18 protein-coding genes are annotated in these 20,168 nt (G+C 67.0%); 11 read left to right on the forward strand and 7 right to left on the reverse strand.

The window, feature by feature from the left end; translation table 11 throughout:
• The first annotated feature begins 612 nt into the window (after positions 1-612).
• The 3 genes from QF035_RS26520 to QF035_RS26530 are packed head-to-tail and all read left to right on the forward strand — an operon-like array spanning position 613 to position 2,337.
• On the forward strand, positions 613-771 hold the full coding sequence (locus QF035_RS26520) for a hypothetical protein (RefSeq protein ID WP_307523096.1): 159 nt from the start codon (positions 613-615) through the stop codon (positions 769-771).
• On the forward strand, positions 768-1,418 hold the full coding sequence (locus QF035_RS26525; RefSeq protein ID WP_307523097.1) for a sigma-70 family RNA polymerase sigma factor: 651 nt from the start codon (positions 768-770) through the stop codon (positions 1,416-1,418). The genes QF035_RS26520 and QF035_RS26525 overlap by 4 nt, the downstream gene beginning before the upstream one ends.
• Positions 1,402-2,337 (forward strand): hypothetical protein, encoded by a 936-nt coding sequence (locus tag QF035_RS26530; protein ID WP_307523098.1) that lies wholly within the window; start codon positions 1,402-1,404, stop codon positions 2,335-2,337. Before QF035_RS26525 ends, QF035_RS26530 begins: the two co-directional genes overlap by 17 nt.
• Positions 2,338-2,493: 156 nt before the next feature.
• On the opposite strand, the gene QF035_RS26535 is transcribed toward QF035_RS26530, so the two are convergent.
• Entirely contained in the window at positions 2,494-3,207 is a 714-nt protein-coding gene (locus QF035_RS26535; RefSeq protein ID WP_307523099.1) for a DUF5324 family protein, read from the reverse strand.
• A 338-nt stretch (positions 3,208-3,545) separates the two neighbouring features.
• Here QF035_RS26535 and QF035_RS26540 point away from each other — a divergent pair, with 338 nt between their 5' ends.
• Entirely contained in the window at positions 3,546-4,073 is a 528-nt protein-coding gene (locus tag QF035_RS26540) for a peptidylprolyl isomerase (RefSeq protein ID WP_143641373.1), read from the forward strand.
• Between the two features lie 143 nt (positions 4,074-4,216).
• Entirely contained in the window at positions 4,217-5,113 is an 897-nt protein-coding gene (locus tag QF035_RS26545; RefSeq protein ID WP_307523100.1) for a rhomboid family intramembrane serine protease, read from the forward strand.
• Between the two features lie 394 nt (positions 5,114-5,507).
• On the opposite strand, the gene crgA is transcribed toward QF035_RS26545, so the two are convergent.
• Positions 5,508-5,762 carry a cell division protein CrgA gene (gene crgA / locus QF035_RS26550; protein WP_055613069.1) on the reverse strand — a complete coding sequence of 85 codons (255 nt, stop codon included), beginning with the start codon at positions 5,760-5,762 and terminating at the stop codon, positions 5,508-5,510.
• 142 nt (positions 5,763-5,904) lie between these two features.
• Here crgA and QF035_RS26555 point away from each other — a divergent pair, with 142 nt between their 5' ends.
• From QF035_RS26555 to QF035_RS26580, 6 genes are all read left to right on the forward strand, one after another.
• Positions 5,905-6,684, forward strand: a complete 780-nt coding sequence (locus QF035_RS26555; protein WP_307523101.1) for a DUF881 domain-containing protein — start codon at positions 5,905-5,907, stop codon at positions 6,682-6,684.
• Positions 6,685-6,746: 62 nt separating this feature from the next.
• Positions 6,747-7,454, forward strand: a complete 708-nt coding sequence (locus QF035_RS26560) for a class E sortase (RefSeq protein WP_307523102.1) — start codon at positions 6,747-6,749, stop codon at positions 7,452-7,454.
• Between the two features lie 52 nt (positions 7,455-7,506).
• Positions 7,507-7,668 carry a hypothetical protein gene (locus tag QF035_RS26565; protein ID WP_107102406.1) on the forward strand — a complete coding sequence of 54 codons (162 nt, stop codon included), beginning with the start codon at positions 7,507-7,509 and terminating at the stop codon, positions 7,666-7,668.
• Entirely contained in the window at positions 7,665-8,303 is a 639-nt protein-coding gene (locus tag QF035_RS26570; protein ID WP_200397078.1) for an aminodeoxychorismate/anthranilate synthase component II, read from the forward strand. The genes QF035_RS26565 and QF035_RS26570 overlap by 4 nt, the downstream gene beginning before the upstream one ends.
• Before the next feature lie 554 nt (positions 8,304-8,857).
• Positions 8,858-9,928, forward strand: a complete 1,071-nt coding sequence (locus QF035_RS26575) for a class E sortase (RefSeq protein ID WP_444968453.1) — start codon at positions 8,858-8,860, stop codon at positions 9,926-9,928.
• 71 nt (positions 9,929-9,999) lie between these two features.
• The gene (locus QF035_RS26580) at positions 10,000-10,737 is read left to right on the forward strand and encodes a class E sortase (protein ID WP_307523103.1); all 738 of its coding nucleotides are present in this window, start codon (positions 10,000-10,002) and stop codon (positions 10,735-10,737) included.
• Positions 10,738-10,827: 90 nt separating this feature from the next.
• Here QF035_RS26580 and QF035_RS26585 read toward each other — a convergent pair whose 3' ends face one another.
• From QF035_RS26585 to QF035_RS26605, 5 genes are all read right to left on the reverse strand, one after another.
• Positions 10,828-11,859, reverse strand: a complete 1,032-nt coding sequence (locus tag QF035_RS26585; RefSeq protein ID WP_307523104.1) for a restriction endonuclease — start codon at positions 11,857-11,859, stop codon at positions 10,828-10,830.
• A gap of 1,569 nt (positions 11,860-13,428) precedes the next feature.
• The gene (pknB, locus tag QF035_RS26590; RefSeq protein ID WP_307523105.1) at positions 13,429-15,420 is read right to left on the reverse strand and encodes a Stk1 family PASTA domain-containing Ser/Thr kinase; all 1,992 of its coding nucleotides are present in this window, start codon (positions 15,418-15,420) and stop codon (positions 13,429-13,431) included.
• Between the two features lie 169 nt (positions 15,421-15,589).
• Positions 15,590-17,080, reverse strand: a complete 1,491-nt coding sequence (locus QF035_RS26595) for a peptidoglycan D,D-transpeptidase FtsI family protein (protein ID WP_307523106.1) — start codon at positions 17,078-17,080, stop codon at positions 15,590-15,592.
• Positions 17,077-18,516 carry an FtsW/RodA/SpoVE family cell cycle protein gene (locus tag QF035_RS26600; RefSeq protein ID WP_307523107.1) on the reverse strand — a complete coding sequence of 480 codons (1,440 nt, stop codon included), beginning with the start codon at positions 18,514-18,516 and terminating at the stop codon, positions 17,077-17,079. Before QF035_RS26600 ends, QF035_RS26595 begins: the two co-directional genes overlap by 4 nt.
• A gap of 26 nt (positions 18,517-18,542) precedes the next feature.
• Complete coding sequence (locus tag QF035_RS26605; RefSeq protein WP_307531435.1) at positions 18,543-20,117, reverse strand: Stp1/IreP family PP2C-type Ser/Thr phosphatase; 1,575 nt, start codon at positions 20,115-20,117, stop codon at positions 18,543-18,545.
• Positions 20,118-20,168 lie beyond the last annotated feature (51 nt).

Below are 20,168 nucleotides of genomic sequence, written 5' to 3' on the forward strand. Positions count from 1 at the left end.
GGGGTTTTCTCATGCCGTGGTGCGTGCGGGCGGGGAGGTTCGGATCTGGGTCCGGGGGGACTCCTGGGGTGTCCCGGCCGTCCCGGGGTGGCGTTGTGGGCACCGCCTGCCATCGACCGTCGAGCCGTTCGGTATCGCGTCCCTCAGGGGCGGTTCCACGCCGCGGTGGGCTCTTCAACGGGTGTGAGGTGGCAGGGAATTGCCCGTCTGTCCTGTAGTGACGTGGCCTTGTCAAGCTCGTCGGCCCTGCCCTCCTTGAGCGCCGGAGCGCCACAGGGGGTGTGCGCGGTGACGTGCGTCACAAGGCGACAGTGATGATGTTTGCGATTGTTTGCGCAAAGAGATGCCCGGTTCGGGGGCGATGCGGTCGCTGCGCAGGTCGCTGAGGTGGCGTGAGGGTGGCGCGTAGAAGTCGTGAAGGCTTGTGTGAGCTGCTGTGAACGAAGATACGTAATCAGAACACTGCGCTCCGTTAAGAAAGTCTGTGCGGGTGTTGCACACCTGGCCCGTTGCAAACGTCATCGTGAACGGAGGGCGTAAAACAGGCGCCCTCCCGAGGCCGCCAGGAACGCCACGAGGCCTCGCCTTCTGTAAGGAGAGGCAAAACCGCACGTGAATCTGGACGTTGCCGACGATGTGATCCTGGCGGTGCTCGCCCTGCGGGTGCTCGGCCGTGACGTGCTCGGTCTGCTGCGCCGCGTGGCCGCGGCCGGAGTTCGGGCCGGCATCGGCGAGATGCGGCGCGAGAGCGGTACGGAGGGACAGACGTGAGCCAGGAACTTCCCCGAACCGCGACCGGCGCCCGGCCGATGAGGAAACTGCCGCTGGATTTCGAGGCATTCCACCGGATGTACCGGCCGATCTACGTCCACTGGGCGGAGATCCGGCTGGGCAGCAGGGCCGATGCCGAGGAGGCCGTCGACGCGGCCTTCGAGAAGTTGCTCAGGGCCTGGTCCACCGTCCTGACGAAGGAGAACCCGACCGCGTACGCCTGGCGCGTGCTCAGGCACACCACCATCGACTTCTCCAGGGCCCGGGACCGCCGCCCCGCCCTCATCGGCGAGGCCGCCTTCGAGACAGTGGCGCTCAGTCAGGCGGTCGACCCCATAGGCCAGTTCGAGGAGAGCCTCAGCCTCTACGAGGCGATCGGACAGCTTCCCCCACGTCAGATGGACGTCATGCTCCTGCAGTTCGGCCAGGGCTTCACCGTGGAGGAGGTGGCGGCCGCGCTCGGGATCACCCCGGCAGGCGTACGTTCCACCGTCCGCCACGCCAGGCGACGGCTGGAGCACGCGTACGGGGTCAAGAGGCGACTTGAGGCCACGCGGTCTGAGAGCCCCGCACAGGGCGAGGGCGAACGCGATGACTTCGCGCGGAGCGGGAGCGAGGAAGGGCATGCCGATGACATCGCACATTGACGAGCTGCTCGCCCGCGCCAGGCTGCGCCGCGAGCCCTACACCGCGGCGGACATCGACGCGGCCGCCGCCCGCCTGGCCACCCGAGCGGCGGTTCGGTGCGACGCACCCGAGGAACCCCACTGCCCCACGCCCCCTACCCACAACGCCTCCGCGCCTGCCGACACAGACCTGGCCGGTGCGAGCGTCCTCGGCAAGAACCCGGTCGGGAGAGGTGCAGCCGACGGGACCCCGGCCGACGAACACTCTCCAGGCAGAGGACAGGCCCGCGAGGGGTCGGTGGACGAAAGCTCCGCCGCAGACGATCTCCAGACCCTCTGCGAGACCGTGATCACCCACACCGGAGCCCTCGCCGACCTCCGGATCTTTCTCGCCCGGGCACTTCCCGAACCGTCCGGGGCCCGCGTTCTGGGGTGCATGCTGCAACTCTCCGAGCGCGAGGAGTCAGCCCGTTTCTGGTGGCAGTACGCCGCAGGGGCCGGCGACCCCGCCGCCAGCTACTGCCTCTATCTGCACCACCGGGCCCTGGGCGAGCACGGAGCCGCCGACTGGTGGCACACCCAGCACACCCAGACCGACGTCGTCGCCGACGCGGAGGCCGGACCCGAGGTCGAGATCACCACCACGCTGCGCATCCTCCGCGCGCTCAAGCCGGACGACGCACCCGTGCCCGAACCGGTCAACGCCGTCCTGCACTACGTGCCCGCGGCCGTCGCCTTCGTGGACGACGACCTGGACCTTCCCCTCCCCGACCCCGACTTCACCGACCGCATCAGGGCTCTCACGGCCACGGCCCCTGTCTCCTCGACTCCGACCGCACCGGTGGTCGGCGGTTCGGCGGAAGCACCCCGCCGCACCCGCAAGCACAAGCCTCTGCCGGAACGCAGGCGCCCGCGCCGCACCGCGACCGGCTCCACGTAAAGCCCGGCTCCACGCGAGCCCGGCCTCACGCGATGCCGGTTTCACGACAGGCCGGTTTCACGTGAAACAGGACCGGAGCTGGTTCCACGTGAAACATCGTGGGGGCAGGAGGCACCGGTGCCTCCTGCCCCCACGATGTGATGTCCTACGGCCGCGTCAGCCGCGGTCCTTGTGCTCCGCGGCCTCCGCCTCGGCCTGCTTGGCCTGGACCTCGGGGTCGAGTTCGTCCTGGGCGTTGCCGTCGACCGAGGTCAGGTGGCCGCCCTCCGGGACCTCCGTGGCGGCGGGCGGTTCGACCAGCCAGTCGGGGTTGGCCTGCTTGTCCCACCACTTCCAGGCGGCGAAGGCGCCACCGGCCAGGATGCCCAGCACGGCGAGGCCCTTGGCGAGGCGGCCGACCCTGGCCCGCCGCTCCTGCTTACGGACCAGCTTCTCCACCTGCTTGGCCGAGACCTGACCGCGCAGCGCGGCCAGAGCCGCCACGCTGCGGGACGTGGCCTCATCGCGAACGGGGCCGGCCGCGACCCTGGCCTGCTCGATCCTCGGCCGGGAGTAGTCCGCCGCCTGCCGCGCGGCCTTGCGGGTGCGGACCGCTGCCTCGTGGGCGGCCTGGTCGACCTTCGGCGGCACATGCGTCCGCGCCTGCTCAAGACGCGGGGCGAGATGGGCGTCGTACTGCGTGCGTGCCTGTTCAGCGGCCTGGAGCGCGGCGGCCGACACCTTCGGCGCGAGCTTGACGCGTGCTTCGTGCGCATACTGCGTGGCGCGGTCCCTGGTCGTGTCGGCGTAGGGCGCCACCACTTCCGCGGCGTGCCGCACGCTGTCCTTTGCCGACTCGGCCGCTGCGCGCACGCTGTCCTTGCGGGTCACGGGATCCTCCTCCTCGGTGGCGTACTTGGGGGCTTGGGGCCATCCCCCAGCAAGTCACAGTTCACCTTTCCACCCTTATCCGGATCATGCCTGCCGGAGAGCTCCGGGGCATGCGAGGGCGGGCATCCGGGTCATGAGAGCCGACTCCGGGCGTACTCGGGGCAATAACTGATCAATACGGTGCAACGGGAGCTTGCCACGACAATGTCACGGATCCCCGTACTGTGCGCTGGTTTGGTGCGAAGCGGTTGAAGCGGTCCGGAGCGGCGGTGACGCAAGACGAGGGGCGCGGTCCGTGCGAGGATCGGGGAGTCACAAAGGACAACGGAAGGCAGATCGTGGCTGAGCAGCTTTACGCCACCCTGAAGACCAATCACGGCGACATCGAAGTGCGGCTCCTGCCGAACCACGCGCCCAAGACGGTCCGGAACTTCGTCGAGCTCGCCAAGGGCGAGCGTGAGTGGACCAACCCGGCCACGGGTGCGAAGTCCACGGACAAGCTCTACGACGGCACGGTCTTCCACCGGGTGATCAGCGGATTCATGATTCAGGGCGGCGACCCGCTGGGCAACGGCACCGGCGGTCCCGGCTACGAGTTCGAGGACGAGTTCCACCCCGACCTCGGCTTCGACAAGCCGTACCTGCTGGCCATGGCGAACGCCGGCCCGGGCACCAACGGCTCCCAGTTCTTCATCACCGTCTCCCCGACGGCCTGGCTGACCCGCAAGCACACCATCTTCGGTGAGGTGAGCGACGGGGCCAGCCAGAAGGTCGTGGACGCCATCGCCTCCGCGCAGACCAACCCGCGCACCGACCGCCCGGTCAGCGACGTGGTCATCGAGTCGGTCGTCATCGAGACCCGCTGAACCGAGGCTCCCGGAGGGAATCGAGGCCCTCGGAGGAAACCGAGAGAGGCCTCCCGCAGGGAACCAAACGCCCCGCCCATCCGTAAGGATGAGCGGGGCGGTGCGTTGCGTACCAAATGCGTACAGAGGATGAGGGGATCCCGATGGACCAGGCGCCAGGCAGCCCGCAGGAACCACAGGGTGCCGCGAGCCTGCCCACCTGTTACCGGCACCCGGACCGGGAGACCGGTGTCCGCTGTACGCGCTGCGAGCGTCCCATCTGCCCCGAGTGCATGATCAGCGCCTCCGTCGGCTTCCAGTGCCCGGAATGCGTGCGGAACGGTTCCGGCACGGGTCATGCCCCCGACGCCGCCCAGCCCCGCACCCTCGCCGGCGGCACGGTCGCCGCGGATCCCCGGCTGATCACCAAGATTCTCGTCGGGCTCAATCTCGCCGTCTTCCTGGTCCAGCTCTCCGTGGGCGACCGCTTCACCGACAGCTTCGACCTCATCGGCCGGGCCTTTGTGCCGATCCTCGGAAGCGTCGAGGGCGTCGCCGAGGGCCAGTGGTACCGGATGGTCACGGCGATGTTCCTGCACGGCAGCTATATCCACATCGCCTTCAACATGCTCAGTCTGTGGTGGATCGGCGGCCCCCTGGAGGCGGCCCTCGGCCGCGCCCGCTACATCGCCCTGTACGCGGTGTCCGGCCTCGCCGGCAGTGCGCTCACTTATCTGATCGCCGAGCCGAACCAGCCGTCGCTCGGTGCCTCCGGCGCGATCTTCGGCCTGTTCGGTGCGACCGCCATCCTCATGCGGCGGCTCAACTACGACATGCGCCCGGTGATCGCCTTGCTGGTGATCAACCTGATCTTCACCTTCGGGTGGAGCAACATCGCCTGGGAGGCCCACATCGGCGGCCTCGTCGGCGGTGTGGTGATCGGCTACGCGATGGTGCACGCGCCCCGCGAGCGGCGGGCCCTGATCCAGTACGGCGTGTGCGCGCTGGTGCTGATCGCGGTTGTGGTCATGACACTGGTGAGGACCGGCCAGCTCACCTGAGCCGAGCTGCCGGGCCCACCCGAGCCGAAGGGCCCGGCCCACCTGAGCCGAACCAGTCGACCCGTCCGAAAGTCAAGTCCCGACCCGCCTGGGAATCCCGCGCGAGCCCACGTTGTCCACAGACCGTGGCGGATCTTGTGCATGCTGTGCAGGAACAAGTGTGCCCCCTGTCCCTGACCTGGGTTTCCCCAGGCGGGACAGGGGGCGAACGCACTTGCGGATACCGGTAGGTCAGTCACACCGGCGTCAACACCGGATGGGTTATCCACAGATCTTCAGACCTATCCACACTGTGGAAACCCTTGTGGATAACTCAGTGGACAACTTGGGCCACGGCTTGCGGACACAGGCACGTAGAAGCCCCGGTACAGGCTCCCGACACCTTATGGCCGCGTTACTTCCACTGCGTGGAAACGCCGAATCCCGCCGCGATGAAGCCGAAGCCCACCACGATGTTCCAGTTGCCCAACGCGTCGATCGGCAGCGAACCGTCCGTCACGTAGAACACGACGATCCAGGCGAGGCCGATGAGGAACATGGCCAGCATGACCGGGGCGACCCAGGCACGGCTGTTCAGCTTGATGTTGGTCGCCTGCTTCGCCGGGGGCGGCGTGTAGTCGGCCTTCTTGCGGATACGTGACTTCGGCACGAGGGTCTCTCCTGTCGATGCGCTGCGTGGCCGCGCAGGGAACGTGGGCTGGCTCCGGGGCAGCGTACAAGGGGACTCTTAGCGCTCCCCCGGGCGTCCGTTAGCGTAGTGCTTCCGCGGCGCCGAAGGAGATAAGGGTACGTTGAGCAATTCTGCCGACTCTCCCCAGTCAGGTTCCAGCCCTGGCACAATCCGGCGTTTCCGGCCGGTGCGGGTGCTGACCGTGGCCGTGTTCGCCCTGGCCGGACTGATCTTCTTCACCAGCTTCAACACGGCCAAGGGCACCAATATCCGTACGGACGCCTCGCTGCTGAAGCTCTCCGACCTGATTCAGGAGCGCAGCCACAAGAACGGGCAGCTCGACGAGAGCAACGGATCGCTGCGTGAGGACGTGGAGACACTCGCCGAGCGGGACAACGGCAGTACGAAGGCGGAGGAGGCCAAGCTCGCCGCCCTGGAGAAGAACGCGGGCACCCAGAAGCTCAAGGGCGAGGCCCTCACGGTCACTCTCAACGACGCGCCCCCGAACGCCACCGCCAAGCTCCCCGGCTACCCAGAGCCGCAGCCCGACTACCTGGTCATCCACCAGCAGGACCTCCAGGCCGTGGTGAACGCCCTGTGGCAGGGCGGTGCCAAGGGCATCAAGGTCATGGACCAGCGGCTGATCTCCACCTCCGCCGTCCGCTGCGTGGGAAACACCCTGATCCTCCAGGGCCGCGTCTACTCGCCCCCGTACAAGATCCAGGCGGTCGGTGACCCGGAGAAGCTCCAGAAGGCCCTCTCGGCGTCCAAGGCGATCCAGAACTACATGGTGTACGTCAACGTCTACGGGCTCGGCTGGAAAGTCGACGAGGACGGGACCGTGACTCTGCCCGGCTACTCGGGCACAGTGGATCTCCACTACGCGAAGCCTGTGGAGTAGCTGCCCGTGGGGTAAGAGCCCATGGAGTAGTGGAGCCGCTGCCGCTGGGGGACCTTGTGTCGGTGCGAGTGGTCGTCAGGACGTTCAGTGAGCTGTGCATCACCGTCGGCACCGTGATCGTGCTCTTCGTGGTGTACGTGCTGTTCTGGACGGGTGTGAAGGCCGACACCGCGATGGACGACCAGATCGCCCAGCTCCAGGAGCAGTGGTCGAAGGGTTCCGTGGCGGCCGGGCCCAAGGAGCCGAGGTCCACGGGGACGGGCGCCCCCGGCACGAGCCCCGAGGAGCCGACCCCGTACAAGGACGGCAAGCCCTTCGCTGTGATGTACATCCCGCGGCTTGGTTTCACGTGGAACAAGCCCGTGCTCGAAGGCACGAGGGCGGGCACCCTCAAGAAGGGCCTCGGCCACTACGCGAGCACCGCACAGCTCGGAGAGCCGGGGAACTTCGCCGTCGCCGGCCACCGGCGCACGTACGGGGACCCGTTCAAGGATTTCCCCAGGCTGCGGCCGGGTGACTCGGTGGTGCTGACCGACGGGACGACCTGGTTCACGTATCGCATCGACACAAAGCCCTACAAAACATTGCCGAGTGACATAGCGGTCATTGACCCCGTACCGAAGAAGTCGGGGTACACGCGTGCGGGCCGGTATCTCACGCTGACGACCTGCGAGCCGGAATGGGGCCACAGTCACCGGCTGATCGTCTGGGCACATCTTGACTCGACCCAGCCTGTAGAGGCTGGGAAACCGGGGGCCCTACGCCGTTAGTCTGGTCTGGTACGGCGTGAGTCTGGTGCCGTGGTGCGACGGAAGGGACGGCATGTACGGCTTTATCTGGCGGCATCTGCCGGGGAACACGTGGATCAAGGCACTGATCTCCCTCGTGCTGGTCCTCGCGGCGGTCTACGTGCTCTTCCAGTACGTCTTCCCGTGGGCCGAACCGCTGCTGCCCTTCAACGATGTGACGGTGGACAACCAGTGAGCGCGCGGATTCTCGTCGTCGACAACTACGACAGCTTCGTCTTCAACCTGGTCCAGTACCTCTACCAGCTGGGCGCCCAGTGCGAGGTCCTGCGCAACGACGAGGTGTCGGCGCTGCACGCACAGGACGGCTTCGACGGCGTACTGCTGTCGCCCGGCCCCGGCACGCCCGAAGAGGCCGGAGTCTGCGTCGACATGGTCCGGCACTGCGCCGAGACCGGCATCCCCGTCTTCGGGGTCTGCCTCGGGATGCAGTCGATGCAGGTGGCGTACGGCGGGGTCGTGGACCGCGCGCCCGAGCTGCTGCACGGCAAGACCTCGCTCGTCGAGCACGAGGGCAGGGGGGTGTTCGCGGGGCTTCCGTCGCCCTTCACCGCCACCCGCTACCACTCGCTGGCCGCCGAGCCGAAGACCGTCCCTGTCGAGCTGGAGGTCACGGCCCGTACGCACGACGGAATCATCATGGGGCTCAGGCACCGTGAACTCCTGGTCGAGGGTGTGCAGTTCCACCCCGAGTCCGTGCTGACCGAGCACGGTCACCGCATGCTGGCCAACTGGCTGGTGGAGTGCGGGGACCAGGGAGCCGTCGCCAGATCGGTCGGGCTCGCCCCGGTGGTGGGCAGGGCCACGGCGTGACCGCCCTGCGCCCCGAGCGCGACAGCGCCGCCCCGTACGGCGAGGACGCCTTGTACGGGGGCGCTGAGGCGTTTGAGGCGGCGGGCGCCTTCGAGGGGGCGGCGGCCTTCGAGCCGTCCCGTGACTTCGGGGCACCGAACGGTGACGCCCGGCCGAACGGTGATGCCCGGCCGAGCGGTGCGATGCGGGCCGCCGTCGACGGGCTCGCCGACCCGCTCAGCGACCCCCTGCCGGGGCAGCGGCCGCCCGCGGCGCCCGAGCAGGAGTGGTACGACCCCCAGGGGTATCCGCAGGACTGGAACGCCGGGCAGACCGCTTCCTCGTACGCGGAGCCGGTGCGCCGCGCGCAGGCGGAGCCCGCACACGGGTACGCCGAAACGGGGCAGCCGTCGTCGTATGCCGGGCCGCAACCGCAACCGCAACCGCAACCGCAACCGCAGCCGTACGAGCCCCAGAGGCCGTACGAGCCGCAAGCCCCGTACGGGGAGGAGCAGCGACCGTCCTACGGAGGGGCGCCGCAGACGTCGTACGACGGGGCGTACGCGCAGCCGGACCTGCTGAGTCCGACGAGCCCGCTGAGCTCGACGGGCCCGCTGAGCGCGTCCGGCCCGATGAGCCCGGCGAGTTCCCCGGCTCCGGCGTACTCCGCTCCGTACGAGCAGCAGCCCTTGGTCGACGACGAGACGGTCGGGCTGCGCATAGCGGACATCGAGTCCATACCGGGAATCCCGACGCCCCGACCCGCTGAGCGCGCCGTACCGCCCACAGGGGCCGGAAGCGGCGCCGGGGTGCCGGGTGGTGGCCGTGCGGCCCGTCGCAAGGCCTCCAAGCGCCACGGGCGGCATGGTGGGGCCGGTGGGGCACAGGAGGGGCAGGAGGCCCAGGAGAGCGGGGCGGCGTCCGGAGCGCCTCTCTCCCGCATGGAGGCGCGGCGCGCGGCGCGGGCACGGAAGCCGGGCGCGGCCGTGATGGCCAGCCGGGCGATCGGCGAGGTGTTCATCACCACCGGTGTACTGATGCTGCTGTTCGTGACGTACCAGCTCTGGTGGACGAACGTCCGGGCGCACGCGCAGGCGGGCAACGAGGCGAGCAGCCTCCAGGACGACTGGGCCAACGGCAAGCGGAACCCGGGGGTGTTCGAGCCGGGCCAGGGCTTCGCCCTCCTGCACATCCCGAAGCTCGATGTGGTCGTGCCGATAGCCGAGGGCACCGACAAGAAGCGGGTGCTGGACCGCGGCATGGTCGGCCACTACGCCGAGGAGGGCGTGAAGACGGCGATGCCGGACGCCAAGACGGGCAACTTCGGTCTGGCCGGGCATCGCAACACCCATGGCGAACCGTTCCGCTACATCAACCGCCTGAAGCCGGGCGACCCGATCGTCGTGGAGACGCAGGACAAGTACTTCGTGTACAAGATGGCGTCGATCCTGCCGGTAACGTCGCCGAGCAACACGGCCGTCCTGGACGCGATCCCCAAGGGCGCGGGCTTCACCAAGGCGGGCCGCTACATCACTCTCACCACCTGCACCCCGGAATTCACCAGCAAGTACCGGATGATCGTCTGGGGCACGATGGTCGAGGAACGATCACGCGACAAGGGCAAACCGGACGCCCTCGTCGACTGAGACCCCGGGCAACCAGCGGCCCACGCTTCACGACATTCAAAGATTCCTGAGAGACCAGACGGGGCAACGCAGTGGCAGCGACGACCGACCACGAAGAGCACACGGACGCCCGGGCGTCCTCGCCCGCGCCGCGGCGCCGCGGCGGCCGGATCGCGGCGGCCGTCAGTGTCTTCGGCGAACTCCTCATCACGGCGGGCCTGATCCTCGGCCTGTTCGTCGCCTACTCGCTGTGGTGGACGAACGTCGTCGCGGACCGTGAGGCCGACAAGCAGGGCGACAAGGTGCGCGACCACTGGGCGGAGGACCGTGGCCCGGTCGGTCTGGACACCAAGGACGGCATCGGCTTCCTGCACGTCCCGGCGATGAAGAACGGCGAGGTGCTGGTCAAGAAGGGCACCTCAACGAAGTCCCTCAACAACGGCATCGCCGGCTACTACACCGACCCCGTCAAGTCCGCCCTCCCGCAGGACAAGAAGGGCAACTTCTCGCTGGCCGCCCACCGCGACGGCCACGGCGCCAAGTTCCACAACATCGACAAGCTCAAGAAGGGCGACGCGATCGTCTTCGAGACCAAGGACGACTGGTACGTCTACAAGGTCTACGCGACCCTTCCCGAGACGTCGAAGTTCAACGTCAAGGTCCTCGGGCCCGTCCCCAAGGAATCGGGCAAGAAGAAGGCCGGCCGCTACATCACGCTCACGACCTGCACGCCCGTCTACACGTCCCGCTACCGGTACGTCGTCTGGGGCGAGCTGGACCGCGTGGAGAAGGTCAACGACGAGCGGACCCCGCCGCCGGAACTGCGCTGAGCGTGACTGGGGTCCTTCAAGGATCCCAGTCCTCTAGCATGAACGAGGCCCGAAGCCGCAACGTCCTTTTGCGGCTTCGGGCCTTGGCAGTTATCCCAGGACGTCCAGCGTCGTCCCTGAAGCCCATGCCTCAAGCAGTGTGCGAGCTACGGCGGTGATGCCGCCGTCGGCCGCGATGTTCAAGGCGTCGCGCGTGAACGGGCATGTGGCGACGTAGAGCGCCACTTCCGCGTTGTGGAGGACTTTGGCCGCGCCGAGGAACTTCTGGACGTCGGGGCTGGTGACGGAGACGTAAGGCGCGAATCTCTTGCACTGCACGACGAGGTGCCGCCCGGCGGCGGTACGTCCGGTGATGTCCACGCCTCGGTCTCCGTGGCCGCCACGTACGACGACAGCGGTGCAGCCGTCGCGGCGCAGCAGTTCGGCGACGTGCTCCTCGAACTCGGCTCCGTTCATGGCGTCGAGGGACGCCATGACTCCGGCGAGTGGCCGGTCCTCGCGGGGGCCTTCCAGCCGGTGCAGCCGGGCGTTGTGCTGGCGGAGCCGCCGCTCGATGCGCTGGACGCCGGTGCGCAGGGCGATCAGTTCCTGACGGTGCTCGCTCGATGTCTCGATCAGGGCGTTGAACATCGGAACGACGGTCCTGCCGAGGACGTGGGTGATGCGTTGGTCGATGCGGTCGTCGAGGGAGGCGGCGTCACTGTGGACAGAGTTATCCACAGGCTGCGTGCGAGCTATGTACTCCATGTCGAGCAGGTACGTACGCACCTGACGTGCGACTTCGCTGTCGCGGAGGAGCATGGCGACGTTGAGGACTGCGCGGCGGGAGAAGAGCGCGAGGGATGCTGTGCGTGACTGAATCCCACTGAGCTCCTTGAAGGAGCTCAGTTCTGAACCTGTCAAAACCCGGTAGCCGTTTGCTTCCAGTTCTGCTCGGTGATCGACCACCAGGGAACGGATGGCCTTGATGCCCACCTGGAAGTACGTGGCGACCATCGCCGTAGTCACATGCATGCCGTCCGGCAGCAGTGACAGTGCCTTGACTCTGTCGAGGACTTCCGTGCGCTCCAGCGCGCTGTCGCGCAGGGTCTTCGATTCCAGCAGAGCTGCCTCGTTGATCACGGTCTTGCCCCTCTCCTCGTGTACGGGCTGATGGGCCGAGGGGGAACACTGATGCTCCACCCCACCCGCTCAACGAGGGGAGAAACCGATGGAAGCTGGAGGCGGTGAGAAGTGGCGCAACTCACGTTTTCTGTGAGGCATGGCAGTCGGGTTTGCGGGAGCCCTTGAAAGCATTTGAGACCCGGGTCTGCGCTCAAAGGCACATTCCCAGGCCTCAAATATATCTGGGACCCTCAGGTCGTGAGGCTTGTCTTGAATCTGACGAACTTGTGGCCGCCCTTAACGAGGCAAACCCGATACTCCGACGGAGGGGCGAGGCTGTTGGCCGGGCCGAGCTAGATTCCCCACCCCATCTCGTCAACGATTCATGACATATGAAGACACGATCGATGTGCACACAGATATACGGTACGCGAACTCCGGCCACAAAACTGCTTCCGTAAGGGGCCTGGACGGGTGGTACCTGCTGGTCGAAGGCACAGGTCATAGGCTCAGCGAGGGCTCGTCGCGTGTTCTTATGGAAGCGGCTTGGAATCCAACCAGGGCGCAGCGGCGAAGACCACTTGTTGCCGACTGTCGGCCAGCCCGGTGTTCGGTCACTCTATTTTCTATTAAGTCGTTGCCGTGAAAGTGTAATCATTACTCGAATGATGCATGACGAAGTCGATTGTTTTATTTTCGGGGAAATTCTTGTTGCATACTCCCCACTTTCCCGCCGTGTGAGTGCCAGCGCATTGTCCATAGCGCCCTCCCCGGATTGACCAGTTGGTCTTCGCGGGATATATGTCTCCCCCGTTGAGGTCCTTAAGCCAGATTTTGTCGCCTCCCGCCTCGAAGCACACCTTGATTTTCGGGGTCGTTTCGCACTCGCTGTGGGGCGCGGACGGAGGGCCTTCGGGCTTCAATACCGTTTCGTCAAACTCCGCTGCGGTAGTCGCAGCTGACGCCGGGTGGATGAATGCGAAGGCTACAAGGAGTGTAGACGTGACGGCTATGACTGCCTTCTTGTGGCTCATTTCATTCCTCTGTGTGACGGCCGGTTGGGGATAAGCTCTACCTCGCGATCATCATATTGTATGGTAATTCTTGTCATGGGCAAGTGGTGCAGCAGGTGATTTCGGGCGTTTATTCGATGGCGGAATTTCCGCCATTCAGGAAAATTGGGCCAACTGTCTCGAGTGTCGCCTGTGTGGCACCTTCTTGGATGAAGGTCACTCGGTGCTCTGTTGAGGGAATTCCTGGAACGGGACTTTGATGGCCTGTAACGCACGAAAGTCTATGTTGTGGAGGATTGTGACTACTCGACTGAGTAGTCACAAGATCCAGTAATCGACGGTTCATATTTCCGGGTAGGTCGTCTCTGCTATTGACGCCCTCGAAGATTCCCCTCGTTCTGCTCGGAGTCGGCCGTGAAGAGGTCGACATGGTCGTCTCTCCTCACCTAGGAGCCCTCTTTCGGGTTGTTGCTGCCGGACAACATGAGGGAGTCCTCGGCACCCTGCGAAAGGGTGCCGAGGACTCCGTCGTAGTACTGGAGGGAGGGCGTCAGTCCTCTTGGCGGAGGGCTGCTCAGCCGCCGCCTCCGATGAGGCCGCCGTTGCCGTTGCCGCCGTTGTTCTGCTGCCCGGCGTCGATCGTCCCGAGGTTGACCCTGTCGCCGGCCTTCACCTGCTGGCCCTCCTGCGGGTTGCTGGCGAGGACGATGGCGTTGTCGTCCTGCGACCCCTGGATGTTGCCGAGCTGAAGGTTGTTCTGCGCAAGAACCTGCTTGGCCTGGGCGAGGGTCATCTGGGTCACCTTCGGCATGGCGAATTCTTCTTCTTCCTCCGCCGCCTTGCCGATCTGGATGTTCACCGTGGAGCCCGGGTCGGCTGAGGAGTTGGCCGTGGGCGATGTGGCGACGACCTTGCCGACGAGGTTGTCGTCGTCGGTCTCCACGTCGGTGCAGGTTCCCTTGAGGTCGTTCTGCTCCATCTGCGCCTTGGCGTCGTCACAGCTCAGGCCGCTGACGTCCGGAACAGTGGACTGTTCCTTCTCCTTGGCGACGGTGAGGGTGATCGTGGAGCCCTTCTCCACCTCGTCGCCCGCCGTCGGGTCCTGTTCGAGGACCGTGCCGGGTGTCTCGCTGGACTCCTTGGACTCCGTCTTGACCGTGAAGCCGTACTTGTCGTCCTCGAGCTTCTCCGTGGCCTCGTCGACCGGGTCGTCGATGACGTTCGGTACCGCGACCTTCGGCGCCCCCGTCGACACGGTCAGCGTGATCGTGTCGCCCTTCTTGACCTGCGTCTCCGCCCTCGGGTTCTGGGCGCAGACACTGTTCTTCGGGGTGTTCTCGCAGGGCTTGGAGTCGATCTTCAGCTCCAGCTCGCGGTTGGTCGCCAGCTTCTCGGCCTCGGACTGGGTCTGGTTCACGAAGTTCGGCGCCGGGAACGCGTCGTCGCCCGACCCGCCCTGTCCGGTGAACGCCCACTTGCCGATGAGGATCGCGCCGACCAGCACGAGCAGACCCGCGACGACCAGCAGGATCGTCGAGGTGTTGCTCTTCTTCTGCTGGCGTCGGCGCCCCGCACGGTCGTCGTAGCCGAAGCCGCCGTCGTCCGGGTTCATCGGGGGCAGCATGGACGTGGCCTGCGCGTCCGTGGAGCGCAGCGCGGTGGTGGGCCGGTCGTCCGGGTAGCCGCCGTAGCCCACGGAGCCCATGGCCGCCGTGGCCGCGACGGGCTGGCCGTCGAGGCAGGCCTCGATGTCGACGCGCATCTCGTCGGCGGACTGGTACCGGTAGTCCGGGTCCTTGGTGAGCGCCTTCAGGACGATGGCGTCCATCTCGGGCGTGATCTCGGGGTCGAAGACGCTGGGCGCCTGCGGCTCCTCGCGTACGTGCTGGTACGCGACCGCGACCGGGGAGTCCCCGATGAACGGCGGGCGGACCGTCAGGAGCTCGTACAGCAGACAGCCCGCGGAGTACAGGTCGGAGCGGGCGTCGACCTGCTCGCCCTTCGCCTGCTCCGGGGACAGGTACTGCGCGGTTCCTATGACCGCCGCGGTCTGCGTCATCGTCATGCCGGAGTCGCCCATGGCGCGGGCGATACCGAAGTCCATGACCTTGACCTGGCCGTTGCGCGTCAGCATGACGTTCGCCGGCTTGATGTCGCGGTGGACGATTCCGTTGCGGTGCGAGTACTCGAGCGCCTGGAGGATGCCGATGGTCATCTCCATGGCGCGCTCGGGCAGCAGCTTGCGCCCGGAGTGCAGCAGCTCTCGCAGCGTGGACCCGTCGACGTACTCCATCACGATGTACGGGATGGAGATGCCCTCGATGTAGTCCTCACCCGTGTCGTACACGGCGACGATCGCGGGATGGTTGAGCGAGGCGGCCGACTGGGCCTCCCGGCGGAACCGGGCCTGGAACGACGGATCGCGCGCGAGGTCCGCTCGCAGCGTCTTCACCGCCACCGTGCGGCCGAGCCGGGTGTCATGGGCGAGATGTACCTCCGCCATGCCACCACGGCCGAGCACGTGGCCCAGCTCGTACCGGCCGCCGAGGCGACGCGGCTCTTCCATAGCTACCTACCAGCCCTCTCCGACGGTCCTGACCACACCACGTGTGGTCCGGCGGTGTGCTGTCCGGGCATACCGTACCCGGCTCGCCTTGACTGACCTGGCCACAACCGTCACCCGATACAGGACCGGTATCGCAACGTGCACCGATGTGAAGGGGACGTGAGCGGGGTCACTTCTTGCTGTCGATGACTGCCTTCATCACGTCCTTCGCAATCGGTGCCGCGAGACCGCCGCCGGAGATGTCGTCACGGTTGGCGCTCTCGTCCTCGACGACCACGGCGACGGCGACCGGGGAGCTGCCGTCGTCGAGCTTCGCGTACGAGATGAACCAGGCGTACGGGTTCTCGCTGTTGTCGACACCACGCTGGGCGGTACCGGTCTTGCCGCCGACGGTGACGCCGTCCTCGTTGATCTGGCCCTTGGTGCCGGTGCCCTCCTTGACGACCGTCTCCATCATCGACTGAAGGATCTGGGCGTTCTTCTCGGACAGCGGCTCGCTCATCTCGGAGGGCTCGGTCTGCTCGATGACGTCGAGGCTCGGCGCCTGGAGCTTGTCGACCATGTACGGCTTCATGAGCGTGCCGTCATTGGCGATGGCCGAGGCCACCATGGCCATCTGCAGCGGCGTCGTGGCCGTCTCGAACTGGCCGATCGAGCTGAGCGCGGTCTGCGGCCTGTCCATTTTCTCGGGGAAGTTGGAGGCGCTGGAGCGGATCGGTACGAACTGCTCCTCGTTGAAGCCGAACTTCTTCGCCGTCTCCAGCATGTCCTCCTTGCCGACGTCGACACCGAGCTTGCCGAAGACGGTGTTGCAGGACACGCGCAGCGCCTCGCGCAGCGTCGCGTTCTTGCAGGGGATGTTCCCCTCGTTCTTCAGCTCGGTGGTGGTGTCCGGCAGGGTGTACGGAAGCGGCGAGTCGGTTTTCTCATCGGCGCTGTCGGCGATGCCGTGCTCCAGCGCGGCCGCGGCCGTGACCACCTTGAAGGTCGACCCGGGCGGGTAGATCTCGCGCAGCGCCCGGTTCTGCATCGGGTCGTCGGGGTTGTTCTTCTTCTGGAGCTTGTTCCAGGCCTCGCCGTCGACCTTGGTGGAGTTCCCGGCGAACGTCGAGGGGTCGTACGAGGGGGTGGAGGCCAGGGCCAGGATCGCGCCGGTCTCCGGGTCGATCGCGGCGACGGCACCCTTGCCCTGCTTCAGCAGACCCTTGTACGCGGCTTTCTGCGCGGCGGCGTTGAGCGTGGTGACGACGTTGCCGCCCTCCTGCTTCTTGCCGGTGATCATGTCGAGGGTGCGGCGGAAGAAGAGCCGGTCGTCGTTGCCGGTGAGGATGCCGTCCTCGATGCTCTCCAACTGCGTGGCGCCGAAGGCCTGCGAGGCGTAGCCCGTGACGGGGGCCCACATCGCGCCGTCCTTGTAGGTGCGCTTGTACTCGAAGTCGTTGAAGTCGTCGCCGCTCGTCTTCGTGGACCCGGTGATCGGGTTGCCGTCGACGATGATGTCGCCGCGCGGTGTGGCGTAGCGCGCTATGGCGACTCGGCGGTTCTTCGTGTCCTTCTTCAGCGAGTCGGCCTGGACGTACTGGATCCAGTTGTCGCGGATGAGCAGCGCGAGGACGAGGAGCCCGCAGAAGATCGCGATCCGGCGCAGGGGCTTGTTCACGGTCGGACCACCTGGGTCATCTCGGCGTCGGGGTTGGGCGCGGGGGCCGGCGCGGGGCGGCGGGCGGTGTCGCTGATTCTGATCAGGATGCCGATGAGGGCCCAGTTGGCGATGACGGAGGAACCGCCGTACGCCAGGAAGGGCATCGTCATACCGGTCAGCGGGATCAGGCCCATGACGCCGCCGGCGACGACGAAGACCTGAAGGGCGAAGGCGCCGGACAGGCCGACGGCGAGGAGCTTGCCGAACGGGTCACGGGCCGCGAGCGCCGTACGGACACCGCGCTCCACGATCAGGCCGTACATCAACAGGATCGCCATCACACCGGCCAGGCCCAGCTCCTCGCCGAAGGTGGCGAGGATGAAGTCGGAGTTGGCGGCGAAGCCGATGAGGTCGGAGTTGCCCTGGCCGAGTCCGGTGCCGAGGGTGCCACCGGAGCCGAAGGCCCACAGTGCCTGCATCGACTGCTCGGTGTGGCCCAGGACGCCTTCCTGGCTCAGCTCGTACTCGCGCATCGGGTCGAGCCAGGCTTGGACGCGCTGCTGGACGTGCGACTCGAAGGAAGCGACACCGACGGCGCCGGCCGCGGACATCAGCAGACCGAACACGATCCAGCTGGTCCGCTCGGTGGCGACGTACAGCATGATCACGAACATGCCGAAGAACAGCAGCGAGGTACCGAGGTCGGTCTCGAAGATCAGGATCAGGATGGAGAGCGCCCAGATGACGACGATCGGGCCGAGGTCCCGCCCGCGCGGCAGGTAGAGCCCCATGAAGCGGCGGCTGGCCAGGGCCAGGGCGTCGCGTTTCACCATGAGATAGCCGGCGAAGAAGACCGCCAGGGCGATTTTCGCGAACTCACCGGGCTGGATGGTGCCGAGGCCGGGAATCTTGATCCAGATCCTCGCGCCGAAGACGTTCACGCCGAGGCCGGGGACAAGCGGGAGGAGCAGCAGGATCACCGCGGCGACCATGGAGATGTAGGTGTAGCGCTGCAGGACGCGGTGGTCCTTGAGGAAGATCAGCACGACCACGAACAGGGCGACGCCCAGCGCGGAGTTCAGCAGCTGGCGGGGGGCCGCCTCGAAGAAGTTGGGGCTCTGCTGCAGCCGCTGCGACTGGTCCAGGCGCCACACCACGACCAGCCCGATGCCGTTGAGCAGCGTGGCCAGCGGCAGCAGCAGCGGGTCCGCGTACGGGGCGAACTTCCGGACGACGAGATGGCCGACGCCCGCGAGCAGGCCGAGACCGAGGCCGTAGCTCAGCAGCCCGGGCGGCACCGAGTCGTTCATGGCCAGGCCGACGTTGGCGTAGGCGAACACCGGGATGACCACGGCGAACACCAGCAGCGCGAGCTCGGTGTTACGTCGGCTCGGTGCTCCGATCGAGCCGATCGTGGACGTGTGGTGCGTCGACGGGTTGGAAGAACTGCTCATCGTGTGACAGGGCCCCTCACGGCTGCTTACTGCTTACCGCACAGCGAGACCAGCTTCTGCTCTTTGTCGGAGAGGCTGGGGCCGGGTGTGGGAGTGGGTGCGGTCGTGGACTTGGACGGGTCGGGCGATGTTGTACCGGACCCCGACGGGGTCGGCGTAGGTGTCGCCTTGGACGCGGCTGAGGTCCTTGTGGTTCCCGTGGCACCACCGGCCTCGCCCTCACCGGTCTTCGCGTTCTCCTTGCTCTCCGCCTCGCGGCGCTCGGCGTCCTTCTTGCACGCGGACGCCTGGGTGGCCAGCTCCTCGATCTTCGAGCGGGCGTCGGTCAGACCGCCCTCGGCGATCGTGGCCTTGACCTGCTTCTGCTGGTACGGCGGCAGGTACTTGAGTTCGATCTCGGGGTGATCCTTCTCCACCTTCGAGAGCGAGACCCAGGCCAGGTCCTGGCTGATCCCCTGGTACAGCGCGACGTGCTCGTCGTTGGAGCCGACGTAGTACTGCGTCTGCGTCCAGCGGTAGCCGCCGTACAGTCCGCCGCCGATGACGCCGAGCGCGAGCGCGATGTAGAGAGATCTCTTCAGCCACTTCCGCCCGGAGCTCGGCTTGACGAAGTCGTCGTCCGAGTAGCCGCCGAAACCGCCGGTGGGTACGTAGCCGGTGGTGTCGCCGCTGCCGGGCGGGCCGAACTCTCCGCCGCCGCCCTGCCCGGGCACCTGCCGGCCGAGGCTGGAGGCGCGGCCGGCGGGCGTCTGCATGGCGCCGTTGTCGTGCAGCTGGTGCTGGTTCTCGGCGACCGCGCCCACGACGACGGGGGTGTCGGAGAGCTGCCCCGCGAGGGTGTCTCCGCCGTCGATGTCGAGGACGTCGGCCACGATGACCGTGATGTTGTCGGGGCCGCCGCCGCGCAGCGCGAGCTCGATCAGCTGCTGCACCGTCTCCTGCGGGCCCTGGTAGCTGGCGAGGGTGTCCTCCATCGTCTGATGGGAGACGACCCCGGACAGCCCGTCGGAGCAGATCAGGTACCGGTCGCCGGCGCGGACCTCACGGATGGAGAGGTCCGGCTCGACATGGTCGCCACTGCCCAGCGCACGCATCAGCAGGGAGCGCTGCGGGTGGGTGGTGGCCTCTTCCTCCGTGATGCGGCCCTCGTCGACGAGGCGCTGCACCCACGTGTGGTCCTGCGTGATCTGCGTCAGCACGCCGTCCCGCAGCAGGTACGCACGGGAGTCACCGACGTGTACGAGGCCGAGCCGCTGCCCGGTCCACAGGAGCGCGGTGAGGGTGGTCCCCATGCCCTCGAGCTGGGGGTCCTCCTCGACCATCATCCTGAGCTGGTCGTTGGCGCGCTGAACGGCCGTCCCGAGCGAGGTCAGGATGTCGGAGCCCGGCACGTCGTCGTCGAGCGCGACGATGGTGGAGATGACCTCGGAGGAGGCCACCTCACCGGCGGCCTGGCCGCCCATTCCGTCCGCGATCGCGAGCAGCCGGGGACCGGCGTAACCGGAGTCCTCGTTGCCCTCGCGGATCATGCCTTTGTGCGATCCGGCGGCGAAGCGCAGTGACAGACTCATGCGCACCTCGCCCGTCGGCTCCGGGTACATCCGCACGGTGCCCACCCTCCGGTCGGGAGCGTGCCGGGGTCCGTCGTGTGG

Origin of the sequence: Streptomyces umbrinus, assembly GCF_030817415.1 — a bacterium.
In the GTDB taxonomy this organism is placed as follows: Bacteria; Actinomycetota; Actinomycetes; order Streptomycetales; family Streptomycetaceae; genus Streptomyces; species Streptomyces umbrinus_A.

Excerpts from the sequence above, each read along its gene's own strand:
- QF035_RS26600 (WP_307523107.1), bottom strand. The coding sequence starts at position 18,516 with ATGAGCAGTTCTTCCAACCCGTCGACGCACCACACGTCCACGATCGGC.
- QF035_RS26565 (WP_107102406.1), top strand. The coding sequence starts at position 7,507 with ATGTACGGCTTTATCTGGCGGCATCTGCCGGGGAACACGTGGATCAAG.
- QF035_RS26605 (WP_307531435.1), bottom strand. The coding sequence starts at position 20,117 with ATGTACCCGGAGCCGACGGGCGAGGTGCGCATGAGTCTGTCACTGCGC.
- QF035_RS26530 (WP_307523098.1), top strand. The coding sequence starts at position 1,402 with ATGACATCGCACATTGACGAGCTGCTCGCCCGCGCCAGGCTGCGCCGC.
- pknB (WP_307523105.1), bottom strand. The coding sequence starts at position 15,420 with ATGGAAGAGCCGCGTCGCCTCGGCGGCCGGTACGAGCTGGGCCACGTG.
- QF035_RS26545 (WP_307523100.1), top strand. The coding sequence starts at position 4,217 with ATGGACCAGGCGCCAGGCAGCCCGCAGGAACCACAGGGTGCCGCGAGC.